The sequence below is a fragment of the Agrobacterium sp. 16-2014-1-2a genome (genome assembly GCF_053522705.1).
The window spans coordinates 578,405-589,043 of the sequence record NZ_JBNWBX010000002.1; the positions used below are offsets into that span (position 1 = coordinate 578,405).

The 10,639-nt window shown below is 57.6% G+C and carries 14 protein-coding genes and 2 tRNA genes; 7 read left to right on the top strand and 9 right to left on the bottom strand.

Features of this window, described 5'->3' with window-relative positions:
• The first annotated feature begins 103 nt into the window (after positions 1-103).
• Positions 104-457 carry a DMT family protein gene (locus ACQZ45_RS11595; RefSeq protein ID WP_003513041.1) on the top strand — a complete coding sequence of 118 codons (354 nt, stop codon included), beginning with the start codon at positions 104-106 and terminating at the stop codon, positions 455-457.
• 61 nt (positions 458-518) lie between these two features.
• Here ACQZ45_RS11595 and ACQZ45_RS11600 read toward each other — a convergent pair whose 3' ends face one another.
• On the bottom strand, positions 519-902 hold the full coding sequence (locus ACQZ45_RS11600) for a winged helix-turn-helix transcriptional regulator (RefSeq protein ID WP_112154000.1): 384 nt from the start codon (positions 900-902) through the stop codon (positions 519-521).
• Positions 903-1,056: 154 nt separating this feature from the next.
• Between ACQZ45_RS11600 and ACQZ45_RS11605 the strand changes: the two genes are divergently transcribed.
• On the top strand, positions 1,057-1,668 hold the full coding sequence (locus ACQZ45_RS11605) for an NAD(P)-dependent oxidoreductase (RefSeq protein WP_013636447.1): 612 nt from the start codon (positions 1,057-1,059) through the stop codon (positions 1,666-1,668).
• A gap of 12 nt (positions 1,669-1,680) precedes the next feature.
• Positions 1,681-2,157, top strand: coding sequence for a nuclear transport factor 2 family protein (locus ACQZ45_RS11610; RefSeq protein ID WP_065659230.1), 477 nt, complete (start codon positions 1,681-1,683; stop codon positions 2,155-2,157).
• A 176-nt stretch (positions 2,158-2,333) separates the two neighbouring features.
• Here ACQZ45_RS11610 and ACQZ45_RS11615 read toward each other — a convergent pair whose 3' ends face one another.
• The 5 genes from ACQZ45_RS11615 to rlmB form a co-directional block, all read right to left on the bottom strand.
• The gene (locus ACQZ45_RS11615; protein ID WP_448742248.1) at positions 2,334-3,698 is read right to left on the bottom strand and encodes a PepSY-associated TM helix domain-containing protein; all 1,365 of its coding nucleotides are present in this window, start codon (positions 3,696-3,698) and stop codon (positions 2,334-2,336) included.
• A 48-nt stretch (positions 3,699-3,746) separates the two neighbouring features.
• Entirely contained in the window at positions 3,747-4,163 is a 417-nt protein-coding gene (locus ACQZ45_RS11620) for a DUF2946 family protein (protein WP_003513036.1), read from the bottom strand.
• A 99-nt stretch (positions 4,164-4,262) separates the two neighbouring features.
• On the bottom strand, positions 4,263-4,856 hold the full coding sequence (locus ACQZ45_RS11625) for a hypothetical protein (protein WP_003513035.1): 594 nt from the start codon (positions 4,854-4,856) through the stop codon (positions 4,263-4,265).
• 6 nt (positions 4,857-4,862) lie between these two features.
• Positions 4,863-5,255: an acyl-CoA thioesterase gene (locus ACQZ45_RS11630; protein WP_003513034.1), complete on the bottom strand. Its 393-nt coding sequence runs from the start codon at positions 5,253-5,255 to the stop codon at positions 4,863-4,865.
• Between the two features lie 76 nt (positions 5,256-5,331).
• On the bottom strand, positions 5,332-6,219 hold the full coding sequence (gene rlmB / locus ACQZ45_RS11635; protein WP_003513033.1) for a 23S rRNA (guanosine(2251)-2'-O)-methyltransferase RlmB: 888 nt from the start codon (positions 6,217-6,219) through the stop codon (positions 5,332-5,334).
• Positions 6,220-6,428: 209 nt separating this feature from the next.
• On the opposite strand from rlmB, the gene ACQZ45_RS11640 reads away from it, so the two are divergent.
• Both ACQZ45_RS11640 and ACQZ45_RS11645 read left to right on the top strand, forming a co-directional pair.
• Positions 6,429-6,513 (top strand) — tRNA-Tyr (locus ACQZ45_RS11640).
• Between the two features lie 26 nt (positions 6,514-6,539).
• Positions 6,540-6,613, top strand: a tRNA-Gly gene (locus ACQZ45_RS11645).
• A gap of 69 nt (positions 6,614-6,682) precedes the next feature.
• Here ACQZ45_RS11645 and ACQZ45_RS11650 read toward each other — a convergent pair.
• Together ACQZ45_RS11650 and ACQZ45_RS11655 are read right to left on the bottom strand one after the other, a co-directional pair.
• A complete protein-coding gene (locus ACQZ45_RS11650; RefSeq protein ID WP_013636443.1) occupies positions 6,683-6,877 on the bottom strand; it encodes a hypothetical protein in 195 nt (64 codons plus the stop codon).
• A 119-nt stretch (positions 6,878-6,996) separates the two neighbouring features.
• Positions 6,997-7,323, bottom strand: a complete 327-nt coding sequence (locus tag ACQZ45_RS11655; RefSeq protein WP_035251814.1) for a BA14K family protein — start codon at positions 7,321-7,323, stop codon at positions 6,997-6,999.
• A 323-nt stretch (positions 7,324-7,646) separates the two neighbouring features.
• On the opposite strand from ACQZ45_RS11655, the gene ACQZ45_RS11660 reads away from it, so the two are divergent.
• Positions 7,647-8,096 carry a hypothetical protein gene (locus ACQZ45_RS11660; protein WP_003513030.1) on the top strand — a complete coding sequence of 150 codons (450 nt, stop codon included), beginning with the start codon at positions 7,647-7,649 and terminating at the stop codon, positions 8,094-8,096.
• Positions 8,097-9,142: 1,046 nt separating this feature from the next.
• Here ACQZ45_RS11660 and ACQZ45_RS11665 read toward each other — a convergent pair.
• Complete coding sequence (locus tag ACQZ45_RS11665) at positions 9,143-9,775, bottom strand: TerC family protein (protein ID WP_003513029.1); 633 nt, start codon at positions 9,773-9,775, stop codon at positions 9,143-9,145.
• A gap of 432 nt (positions 9,776-10,207) precedes the next feature.
• Here ACQZ45_RS11665 and ACQZ45_RS11670 point away from each other — a divergent pair.
• The coding region (locus ACQZ45_RS11670) for a GTP-binding protein (protein ID WP_448742249.1) at positions 10,208-10,639 on the top strand (432 nt) is incomplete at its 3' end.

The following is a 10,639-nucleotide window of genomic DNA, read 5'->3' on the forward strand; positions in this document are numbered from 1 at the left end:
GTTCCGTTTCATACGGCGGTAAGTTAAAGCAAAGACAAAAATGACGGTTGCGTTTTCAAACTGCCTTTCGTGACATCCCTCCCTTCTTCATTCAGGAACAATCATGCCGTTCTCGATCAGCCCTGCCCACATCTGGCCTGTCCTGATGCTCATCGTCTCCAATGTTTTCATGACTTTCGCCTGGTATGGGCATCTCAAGCACAAGGGCAGCGCACTCTTCCTTGCGATTGTCGCAAGCTGGGGCATCGCTTTCTTCGAATACATGCTCGCAGTCCCCGCGAACCGCATGGGATCGGAGGTCTATTCGACCGCGCAGCTCAAGACCATTCAGGAAGTTATCACGCTTGCGGTCTTTGCTCTGTTCTCGGTCTTCTGGCTGAAGGAAAGCATCACGATCAACCACGTGATCGGTTTTGCGCTCATCGCTTTCGGCGCGTCCTTCATCTTCCGCTCCTGATCGCCACAGGGCCTTTCTATTGCCGTGGCGGACAGGTTTCGCCACGGCACGAGGAACGGTGTTACGATCCCGTTCCACCATTGGCATAGTCCAACCGCGCCGTACAAATGCGGACGTGGTTCTCGTCCGCCCACTGCACCAGCAATTGCATCGGCACCAGAAACGAACGGCCGAGATTGGTCAGTTCGTATTCCACGCGCGGCGGCACCTGCGCATAGAGCGTGCGGCGAATGAAACCGTCTTCCTCCAGCCGTTTCAGCGTGCGTGACAACATCTGCTTGGAAATATCGTCGATCTTGCGGTTCAGTTCGTTGAAACGCAGCACCCCGCCCTGAAGCGCTTCCAGAACCAGCAGGCTCCATTGATCACCGATGCGATCCAGCACGTCGCGGATGGGGCAGGGCTGGTCGAAGGCGAAGGTTTCCTTGGTTTGCGTATCCGGCATTTTCCCTGCTCTTTCCATTTTCGTGCCCTTTCAGGTCATCGCCGTGTGACCTGATCAGCGTCGGCTGACTTCTTGCAGCCGGGGCTGCGATACCATAGCTTCCCCTAGCGGTCTATTATCTAGACCTACAACGATGCCTATGAAGGAAAAAGCCATGGCTAAAATCGCGCTCATCGGAGCCTCCGGCAATGCCGGATCCCGTATTCTGAAGGAACTTTCCGACCGGGGGCACCAGGTGACGGCGATCGCCCGCAACCCTGAAAAGATCGCCAGCCTGCCGAACGTAGTGGCAAAAAAGGGCGATGTCTTCGATCAGGCAGGGCTTTCGGAACTGCTTAAGGGTCACGATGCCGTGATCAGCGCCGTGCACTTCACTGCGAGCGATCCGGTGACGCTGATCGAGGCCGTCCGTGCCTCGGGCGTTTCCCGTTATCTCGTCGTGGGTGGCGCCGGCAGCCTTGAAATTGCGCCGGGCCAGCGCGTGGTTGACCTGCCGGACTTCCCGGCCGCCTACAAGGCCGAGGCGACCAAGGGAGCGGAGTTTCTGGACCGTCTGAAAGGGGAAAAGCAGCTCGACTGGACCTTCCTGTCGCCATCGGCCGAATTTGTGCCGGGGGAGAGAACGGGCAAATTCCGTATCGGCAAGGACAGCCTTTTGAGCAACGAAGCTGGCAGCCGCATTTCCTTTGAAGACTACGCCATCGCGCTTGTCGATGAAATCGAAAAGCCGCAGCATTCCCGTCAGCGTTTCACCGTCGGTTACTGAGAGGTCTCATCCATGAATTTCATGACACGTCGTCTTGCCATCGCTGCTCTTGCCCTCGCGCCCGCGCTGATGGCCGCGCCCGTTCTGGCGGAAACCGCAAAGCGCGATCTGGTTCAGGAAGAAGCCAACCGCAAGCTGGTGATTGATTTTTACGACACTGTCTTCAACAAGCACGAGGTGGCGAAGGGCGCTGCCGTCATCGTCGACAGCTACAAACAGCACAATCCGATGGTGCCTGATGGCAAGAAGCCATTCGTCGACTATTTCACCGGCTTCTTCAAGGAAAACCCGCAGGCGAAATCCCGGATCGTGCGTAGCGCCACGGATGGAGATCTGGTTTATCTGCACATCCATTCCACGGATAAAGAGGGTGCTCGCGGAGCCGCCATCGTCGATATTTTCAGGGTCACCGACGGCAAGATCACCGAACATTGGGACGTGATCCAGCCGGTTCCGGAAAAGGCTGCAAACAATAATACGATGTTCTAGAGCATTTCCAGTAGAAGTGCGTAGCGGTTTTACGTCTGGAAAATTCGTAGAAACAAACAGTTAGAGCACGTCAAGCAATTCTGTTTCAATAGGACGTGCTATAAGGCCAAGCTTCTGCCAACCGCCCGGAATTCAGAAGGACACGGCCGGGGGATATCTCCCGGCCGTGTTTTTTGTCAGGCAGCGCGTTGCTTTTCGCGGGACTGCACGATCAGATCCAGAACAAGCATCACCAGCAGGCTTGCGCCAACCAGCGGGAACAGGATGCCGCCGATGGCGAGCAGCGCCAGCAGGCCGCGCAAGACGCGTTTATCCTGCGGCAATGGTGGCACGCCGAGCGAACCTCTGGGGCGTCGTTTCCACCACATGATACCGGCGGAAACGGCAAGCAGGACGATGCCGACACAGGCTGCCAGCAACACGATCTGGTTGGCGAGGCCGAATTGCTGGCCCATATGCACGTTGATCCCCCATTCCAGCGCCTTTCCAAGCGGACCGTAGTCGGCATAGCTCATGTCGATCAGCGGTTTGCCGCTATATTGATCGAGATGGACGACGCACTGCTTTGAAAGGTCATCGGGATAGACGGAGCCGCTATAGACGCCTGTCGATTTGGTCGGCAGCACGACGGTATAACCAGGGGCAAGACCGAGCCCGTCGAAACGCGCGATGGCCGCATCTATTCCGATTGGTTGCCCGGTGGCGGATGCGGTGGATTCCGGGACTTTCGCCTGCTCCAGCGACCAGCTGGTCTTGGCCATGTGATCGAGATGTTCGCCGGACATTGGAACATCGGTGCGCACGCCTGCCGGATATCCGAAATTGCTGCCATTTGCCCATTCGTTGACCTTGGCGCCCCACACGCCCGACCAGGGCATTCCGGTGACTGCGAGAAATACGATGAAAAAGCCAACGAAGATGCCGGTGACGGCATGGGTATCGCGCCAGAAGACGCGTTTTTTCGGCGTGCCGCGCACGGTCAAAACACCGCCGCTCTGCTTCCTAGGCCACCACAGATAGATGCCGGTGGCGACGAGCAGGATGGACCAGCCGGCGGCGATCTCGATCAGATAGCGGGTATAGGCGCCGAAATATTTCAGGCTGTGGATGTAGCGGATCGTCCACATAATGGTGCCGCGATCCGGCAGCGAACCGGCAACCTGCCCGGTATAGGTGTTGACGTAGACGGCGCGTTTCCCTGCGGCCGTACTGACGGTAATTTCCGTCGAGGCACCCGGATCGCCTGGCGTGGTGTATTTCACAGCAGTGCCGGGAACTGCCGCAACGGCTGCGGCTAGAATATCGGAGGGGAGTGCTTTCGGCACGTTCTGCGCCACTTCGATGCGCTTCAGGTCCGAATGAATGAGATTGTCGAATTCGTCCCGGAAGAGATAGAGCGCACCGGTGACGGCCAGCGATATCAGAAAGGGCAGTACAAAAAGGCCAGCGTAGAAGTGCCAGCGCCATACGGCGCGGTACAGGTTGACGGACGAGGATTGCGCAGGCGCGCGCTCGCCCTCGAAAGAGGTCGTAACGGACATGGATGTCTCCGCAGAAAAGTTGATTTTCCGGCAGGGCCGGATCGCTCTTCACATTTGCAGAGAGGGAGGCGGTGCGCGTGGGCGCGATTCCAGATTGGGTGGCGGCGGCGGCAATGCCGTGTCGCGGTCGAGAAAGTCGACTTCGACGACCCGGACGATCCCGTCCGCACGCTCCACCGGAGTAACGGGAAGAGCGGCGATGGTAACGGAGGCCAGACGGCAGAGCGTGCCGCAGCAATTGTCGGCGAGCTTGCCCGCAGGGTTGGAGGCCGGGTTCGGTTTGCCCGAACCGCCTTCGGGCATGTGGCTGGAACAGATGATCTCACCGGTCGCCAGCGCGGCTGAGGCCATATTGCCGCTGGTCAGGCCATTCACGAGCCCTTGCAGGAGAAAAAGCAGGACCGCCAGCGTGGCGATGGCGCCAGCCGAACTTCTGTCCTGCATTATCCTGCGAATGAATCCCATTGCAGCGAAATGCCATATTTATCGGGCCGTGTCACCGCGACACGATGGCGAAAGACGAGGCCTGTTTTCAATTATCACCCGGCGTCGGGATGGGAATGTTCAGGCCAGCAGGTCGTAGGTCCGGAATATCCAGACTACCTGATAAATCAGGGCGAAAATGACGAGAAACCTGTGAAAGCGTCGGTTGCCGATGAAAGCTGCCAGTGTGAACAGAACGACGTAAATAGCGGTGCGGATGAGATATTCAGCGCCCAGCGAGGAGAGGTAGTCCTGTCCCTTCAGCAGCGTATCGCCGATATCCGTGACGAAAAGTGCGGCGAGAAACGCGAAGAACCAGCTTTTACGGGAAAAGAAATAGTCCTCGTATCCCTTGTATTCCTTCATGTCTGAGGGGAACAGCAACACGCACAGGAAATAGAACAGCGAGCAGAACAGGATCAGGAACAGGAACGCGCCGAAGCCGAGGACGTGGCTGGTGGCGGAAAGCCGGTGTTCCCACCACCAGAAATGCACGAGCATCAGAAACAGGAACGCCACCCAGCCGATATGCAGGGGATAGATGCGCTCCTTCTTGGGATGCTGCACGAAACCGGCAAGGCCGGTCAGCAAGCGGGCGAGGCTGAGGCCGACCACCATGCCCATGACGGCGCGGATATGCGCATAGGCTTCCGCGGCGTTGACGGCGGCCTCCATCGCACCCTACTCCGTCGGAGGGATGGGCGTCGGCTGCCCGTTTTCGTCCATCGCCACCATGATGAAGGTTCCGGCAGTGACTTTTTCCAGCTTGTCGTAACGGGAGCGCTGCGCCCAGGCCTCAACCGTCAGCGTGATGGAGGTGCGGCCGAGCCGGGCGATATCGGTGTAGATGGACAGCGTGTCGCCGATCTTCACCGGCAACTCGAAAGCCATTTCCTTGACCGCCGCAGTGACCACGCGACAGCGAGACCGCTCCGCCGCGCGGATGCCGCTGGCCAAGTCCATCTGGGACATGACCCAGCCGCCGAAAATATCACCGGCCGGATTGGCGTCGGCCGGCATTGCGAGCGTCCGCAGCGTCAGCTCGCCGGTCGGTTTGATGGGCAGGTCGGTCATGTCGAGATTTGCTCCTTGCGAATGTCAAAGGCGCAGCATGCGTTGCGCTTTGTGATTTCGCAAGGAAGGGTAAGCGTCAGGACGACGCTTTGCCCAGAAATTGCTGCGTTGCATAAAGGGCGATGGCTGCCGCATTCGATACGTTGAGCGATTTGATCTCGCCCGGCATATCGAGACGGGCGAGTGCCGAAACGGTTTCGCGAGTCTTCTGGCGCAGACCCTTGCCTTCGGCTCCCAGCACCAGGGCGATCTTTGCGCCGGTGAAGGTTTGCTCGATGGGGGCGGGGCCTTCCGAATCCAGACCGACCGAGAAGAAGCCAAGCTTGTGCAGCTCGCCCAATGTATCGGCAAGGTTGGTGATCTGGATATAGGGAATGAGTTCCAGTGCGCCGGACGCAGACTTCGCAAGCACGCCTGACTCTGTCGGGCTATGGCGAATGGTGGTGATGACGGCACCGGCGTTGAAGGCGACCGCCGAGCGCATGATGGCGCCGACATTGTGCGGGTCGGTAACCTGATCGAGCACGAGGATCAGCGGGCTTTTCTTCAGCGCATCGAGTTTCTTGACCGGAAGCGGCCTTGTTTCCAGCATCACGCCTTGATGGATCGCCTCGGGGCCGAGCACCTTGTCGATATCCTGCGGTGAGACAATCTCTACCGGGAAGGGCTGCGCATCCGCTTCGCCGATATCCAGACGCGCAAAGGCATTCAGGGTAACCGACAGCTTGATGAGTTGCCGTTCGGGATTGGAAAGCGCCGCACGCACGGTATGCAGGCCGTAAAGATGGACCTGATCCGGCGCAAGCTGCGGCGGCTTCCAGTCTTCCGCGCCACGATTCCGGCGCTTCGGCTGCTGCGGGGTCGGAATTTCGCCCCTCTCGCGTTTGGCATCGCGCACGGCACGGCGCAGGGTGGCGTAGTGCGTGTCGCGGGTGGATTTGTCGTTTGGATCGTCTTTGCTCATGGCGCCTTATATCTCCGGGACGCGACGCACACCAGCCCCCGCGATAATCCACAGGCCTGCAAAGAGGTTTGAATTTTTTCCCGAAAATTCGTGAAACGGCGTGTTGACAGAAGCGAACGAGGCCGTCATATACGCGCCACAGACGACGCAACGGCGCTTCGCCGGAGAGAAATCTGAAGAGCTTGGTTGCTCGATCCTAGCAGATAGCTGGAGGGATGCCCGAGTGGTTAAAGGGGACGGACTGTAAATCCGTTGGCTACGCCTACGTTGGTTCAAATCCAACTCCCTCCACCATTCTGCGCAGGATCAAAATCACCACCGCGGGTATAGCTCAATGGTAGAGCAGCAGCCTTCCAAGCTGAATACGCGGGTTCGATTCCCGCTACCCGCTCCAAAATTTCTCAAACAGATCGATAATTTTGCCTCGCGCCGATGTGCAACCTCCAATCAGCGTTGGCTGTTTTCAGCTCGCCTCCAAGGCCGACTGAATCCGCATTTTCTCTGCGTCGAGCTCGCTTAACCTCACCATATGCGCCGTAATTTTCTCAAAGATCGAGGTGCGATCCGCTGTCGACAAGCGTTCAGTGTGGCGCAGGGCAGTAATGACCTCGATCAGATCAAGTCGCTCTTGCTCAAGTTTTTCAAGATTCCACATCATCGCGTTTCCTCGCTGGCACGCGCTTCAAACGGCCAACCCGGATAAAGGTTCAGGTCAAAAGAATTTAAAGTAAATTTTATCTTATTGGCTGGGACGCGGTGCGCTGCGGCACGGCTGAATCAATCCGGAGAACGACATTGCGTCCGGATGCCGGCGGCTGCCATATAGCTGTTGTCGGTTGGATGGTATGATGCGTAACGCGCTGCACACCATTTTACGTGGTTTATTTCCGATTCTGAGAGGGCGTAACCGTTGGATGACGCCTCTTCACCCTTGCCCGCGGCAAAGGCGGATGCGGGATAGCCGCGACCGTCGGAATTCTGCGCCTGCTCCTGTTGTTCGTAGGCCGGCTGTATGAGGCTCAGCGCACTGGCGGGCAAGGTTGAAGCGGTAGATATTGCGACGCCAAGAGCGAGCGCGGAGATAGTCTTCGGCATCCTCAACATCGATAAATCCTCGTTATTCGTTCGAGATGCTAACGAAAATTAAGGAATTTCGTTCCGATGCATGGTTGACGTCACACGAATACGTGATTCGTTGGGCGGTGCTGCCGTCGTTCGCGTGGCAAGGCGGAGATGCCTCTGGCGGCGGGCTGATTGTGGATATCCGTGGTCACTGAGTGATGCCGTCCTCACCGCGAAAACGCCACGCCCGATGAGCACATTTTGCTCCCCGCCAATTCGACTTTGAGTGCTTGTTGCACTGCTCGTTGACAAGCGGAAAGTCCGGTCGGATAGTCTTCCGGCAATCATGCACACGGGAGTCTTCGATGATCAACAGGGTTGTAATTCTCTCATCCTTAGCGCTGCTCGCATCGGCGGCGTTTGTCTCCCCCGCAGCGGCGCTCACCATGAAAGAGTGCAGCGTGAAATACCAGGCGGCGAAAGCCGACGGGTCGGCGAAGGACGTCAAGTGGAACGACTATCGCGCCAAGTTCTGCGGTAGCGACGCTGCTGCCGAGAGCGCGGCCGACGACAAGCAAGTTGCGGCTACCACCGACAAAGAACCCGAAAAGGCGACGATAAAGGCTCCTAAGAGCGTCGTATTTCCGAGTGCTGTCGATAAGAAATATTCAAGCGAGACTCCTGGCAAGGCCCGCCTGAAGACCTGCGTCGATTCTTATCGTAAGAACAAGGATGACGGCACGCTCGGCGATCTCAAGTGGATTCAGAAGGGTGGCGGTTACTGGAGCCTGTGCAATACGGCTTTGAAGAGCTGACGCGCTTTTTTGGGGCGGCGGCTGATCGCCGTTGCCCCAGCAATGACGAGTCATCAGACATCATACCGAAGGACTTAATTTGTCGATTCGGTTGACCGGAGCGTGTCTGAGCCACGTCCAGAACGACGTGCGGTTTTTCCTGTGCCCTGCAAATCCTGCGGCGAGCGTGGCCCAGCGTTTTCACGCTTACCGGCGGGTTGATATTCACATGGTCAGGCAACCCCGGTTTCGGGCGGGTAAAATCTGCGAATGGTTTGCGATTCAGCATCTTGATAGAAAGAGTTGATCTTGCGGCTTGATCCGCATCCAGCAATCAAACGGTTACGGCTGTCCCTTGGCGGCTGGCCGGCAATGTGGGCGGATGACCAGACGATTTCGAAACTACCTCGCCGTACTAGCCATATCATTACTGATGTGGACGTTGGTGCTTGGCGTCATTTATTGGCTGTTTCGATAGGTCTTGCCGCAGCTTCCGCGCCGAAATGAACCCGCTTCAATCGGCGGCATAACCAGGACATGCCTTCGCGGCTGATATTCGGCAAAACTTGCCAACAAAGAATGGACGTTGCCCCCGAAGGAGCGGCGGCAGGGCGGTTTTGGGAAACCTTGCCATGCCGCCGGTCAGCGTTGAATTGCGCGCAGCGCGTTCAGCCTAGAACGAGCGCTGTTAAGAGCGCCAGCAGGATTAGTGAGCTTGCAACAGCGCCCAGCTTCATCCTGCGAAGGCGGCGGGTGCGACCGCCGGTCCAGTCATAAGCCATTGGCAGCTTTACCTTTCTTTTTATTTTTATGACTTATTAACTAGCTCACTAGGCTTGCCCGTGGCTGACCTCAATTGCCAAAATCCATAGGCAAAAAATCACGATTTCCCTGTCTTATCCGAATGTTGCAGCGGACGCGGAGACCGATTCCCCTGTGCGCCGATTTCACCTGCGCGTGCGCTTGCAATGCTGCGCAGGCAAGGGTGCATTTGTGTGGGTATGAAAAGAAAAGGCCTGGAAACTCTCGTTTCCAGGCCTTTCGGGACGAATATGTGACTGCCAGTCTCAGCCGAAATAAGGCTTGATGTAGGGTAGGACTTCGATCACGCCGTGATACAGCATGTTGAGCGCCACATAGATGATGACCATCAGGCCAAGATACGAAATCCAGCGGTAGCGGTGCAGCAACTTGGCGACGAAATTGGCGGCCAGTCCCATGAGGGCAATCGAGACGACGAGGCCGATGATCAGCACCGTGACATGGTCCTGCGCGGCACCGGCGACGGCAAGCACGTTGTCCAGCGACATGGACACATCGGCGATGACGATCTGGGTTGCGGCCTGAAAGAAGGTCTTGTGACCTTTGGTCAGGTCAGCCTCTTCGTCCGTCACCTCGTCTTCGATGGAGCCTGCGGCTTCGCGCAGTTCGGACCACATCTTCCAGCAAACCCAGGCAAGCAGAAGCCCGCCGAAGAGCTGAAGCCCGACAATGGAGAGAAGCTGCACGGTGACGGCGGCAAAGCCGATGCGCAATACGGTGGCGGCGATGATGCCGACCAGGATCGCCTTGCGGCGAAGATGGGCGGGAAGACCGGCGGCGGCAAGGCCGATGACGATGGCATTGTCGCCTGCGAGAACGAGATCGATCGCAATGACTTGCATGAATGCCGTGAAGCCGGCGGCTGTGAAGATTTCCATTGAGCGGTCCTGAAACGGATGTAATTTCGCGCCGGAAAGCGCGGCTGATCAATATGTGGCATAGAGGTTTTGCGCCTGGGCGCATCGTCCCGCTCGCCCGTCTCCCCCCGGAGATGAAATTTCCTTAAGCCATGATGAGGGTCCAGGTAAAGAAGTTGTGATAAAGAAAAAGCTTATTTAACGATCCGATTGTGCGAAGAGGGGTACAGGCAGGGTCCCGTCCGTGCGTCCCGTCTGCCCGCCGCGTGGGAAGGCTGAGCCAGCTTTGAATATCGCGCGGAACGCACCATATATGCACCTTGAGGCGCGCCTTAGGCGTGCGCGACCGTGCTTTGACAATTAAGTCTTGCGCATTCGCTTACAAAGCCTTAAACGGCGACACCAAACCGGTTCGCCGGGAAAACTACTTCACGTTCACAGGAAGCAATTCACATGGCAAAGAGCAAGTTTGAGCGCAATAAGCCGCACGTCAACATTGGCACGATCGGTCACGTCGACCACGGCAAGACGTCGTTGACTGCTGCGATCACGAAGTATTTCGGCGAGTTCAAGGCGTACGACCAGATCGACGCTGCTCCTGAAGAAAAGGCTCGCGGCATCACGATCTCGACGGCGCACGTCGAATACGAAACGCCGAACCGTCACTACGCACACGTCGACTGCCCCGGCCACGCCGACTACGTGAAGAACATGATCACCGGTGCTGCCCAGATGGACGGCGCGATCCTGGTTTGCTCTGCAGCTGACGGCCCGATGCCGCAGACGCGCGAGCACATCCTGCTTGCTCGCCAGGTTGGCGTTCCGGCGATCGTCGTGTTCCTCAACAAGGTTGACCAGGTTGACGACGCCGAGCTTCTCGAGCTC

Excerpts from the sequence above, each read along its gene's own strand:
- ACQZ45_RS11595 (WP_003513041.1), top strand. The coding sequence starts at position 104 with ATGCCGTTCTCGATCAGCCCTGCCCACATCTGGCCTGTCCTGATGCTC.
- ACQZ45_RS11600 (WP_112154000.1), bottom strand. The coding sequence starts at position 902 with ATGCCGGATACGCAAACCAAGGAAACCTTCGCCTTCGACCAGCCCTGC.
- ACQZ45_RS11605 (WP_013636447.1), top strand. The coding sequence starts at position 1,057 with ATGGCTAAAATCGCGCTCATCGGAGCCTCCGGCAATGCCGGATCCCGT.
- ACQZ45_RS11610 (WP_065659230.1), top strand. The coding sequence starts at position 1,681 with ATGAATTTCATGACACGTCGTCTTGCCATCGCTGCTCTTGCCCTCGCG.
- ACQZ45_RS11615 (WP_448742248.1), bottom strand. The coding sequence starts at position 3,698 with ATGTCCGTTACGACCTCTTTCGAGGGCGAGCGCGCGCCTGCGCAATCC.
- ACQZ45_RS11620 (WP_003513036.1), bottom strand. The coding sequence starts at position 4,163 with ATGGGATTCATTCGCAGGATAATGCAGGACAGAAGTTCGGCTGGCGCC.
- ACQZ45_RS11625 (WP_003513035.1), bottom strand. The coding sequence starts at position 4,856 with ATGGAGGCCGCCGTCAACGCCGCGGAAGCCTATGCGCATATCCGCGCC.
- ACQZ45_RS11630 (WP_003513034.1), bottom strand. The coding sequence starts at position 5,255 with ATGACCGACCTGCCCATCAAACCGACCGGCGAGCTGACGCTGCGGACG.
- rlmB (WP_003513033.1), bottom strand. The coding sequence starts at position 6,219 with ATGAGCAAAGACGATCCAAACGACAAATCCACCCGCGACACGCACTAC.
- ACQZ45_RS11650 (WP_013636443.1), bottom strand. The coding sequence starts at position 6,877 with ATGATGTGGAATCTTGAAAAACTTGAGCAAGAGCGACTTGATCTGATC.
- ACQZ45_RS11655 (WP_035251814.1), bottom strand. The coding sequence starts at position 7,323 with ATGTTGAGGATGCCGAAGACTATCTCCGCGCTCGCTCTTGGCGTCGCA.
- ACQZ45_RS11660 (WP_003513030.1), top strand. The coding sequence starts at position 7,647 with ATGATCAACAGGGTTGTAATTCTCTCATCCTTAGCGCTGCTCGCATCG.
- ACQZ45_RS11665 (WP_003513029.1), bottom strand. The coding sequence starts at position 9,775 with ATGGAAATCTTCACAGCCGCCGGCTTCACGGCATTCATGCAAGTCATT.